General features: G+C 77.3%; 1 pseudogene. It reads left to right on the forward strand.

What is annotated here, in order from left to right:
* A pseudogene (locus AWZ10_RS25540) lies at nt 1-932 on the forward strand (AAA family ATPase); the annotation flags it as partial.

Raw genomic sequence — 932 nt, forward strand, 5'->3', positions numbered from 1 at the left:
ACCGCCGCGCGCAAGGCCGCCGAGGAGCTGGGCGGGCTGGAGTCGGCCCGGCGGGCGGAACAGCGGCTGGCCGAACTGGTCGCCGAGCGTACGGAGCTGGACGGCGAGGAGCGGGCCGACGAGGACGTCCTCCAGGACGCCGAGGGCTGGCTGGCCGAGTGGGAGGCGACCCGTGCGGAGCTGCGGTCCCGCATCGAGTCCGCCCAGGAGGACGCCACCCGCGCCGAACAGCTCGCCGTGCAGCGGGATCCCGCCGAGAAACGGCTCGGGGCCGCCCGGCAGCGGGACCAGCTCGGGCGCGACACGGAGGACGCCCAGGCACGTGTGCTCCGGCTGGCCGAGCGGGCGGTCGAGGCGCGCGCCCACTGGCTGGACCTCAAGGAACAGCGGCTGTCGGGCATCGCGGCGGAACTCGCCGCCGAACTCGTCGAAGGGCGGCCGTGCGCCGTCTGCGGCGGTACGGAACACCCCGAGCCGGCCCGGAAGGTCGCCGGGCACGTGGACCGTGAGACGGAGGAGCGGGCGCTCGCCGCGTTCCAGCGGGCCGACGAGGAGCGTGCCGAGGCGGAACGGCGACTGGGAGTCGTACGGCAGGCGTACGCCGCCGCGAGCGCCGAGGCCGGTGACGCGCCGACGGAGCGACTCGCCGCGCTGGTCGAGGAGGTGGAGGAGCGGTACGCGCAGGCGCGGGCCGGCGCCTCCGGACTGCATCCCGCGCAGGAAGCCCTGCTGCACGCCGAACGGGAGCGCGACCGGCGGATCGCCGCCCAGCAGGAGGCGGCGGTGCGGGCCGGGTCCCGCAACACCCGGCGGGACGCGCTGGAGCGGGAACGGGCTGCCCTGGAAGGGGAGTTGGCCCAGGCCCGCGGTGACGCCGGGAGCGTGGCCGCGCGGGCCGCGCAGGTGGAGCGGCTGGCCGGGCTCCTCACCGA

Origin of the sequence: Streptomyces europaeiscabiei, assembly GCF_001550375.1 — a bacterium.
Classification (GTDB): domain Bacteria; phylum Actinomycetota; class Actinomycetes; order Streptomycetales; family Streptomycetaceae; genus Streptomyces; species Streptomyces europaeiscabiei.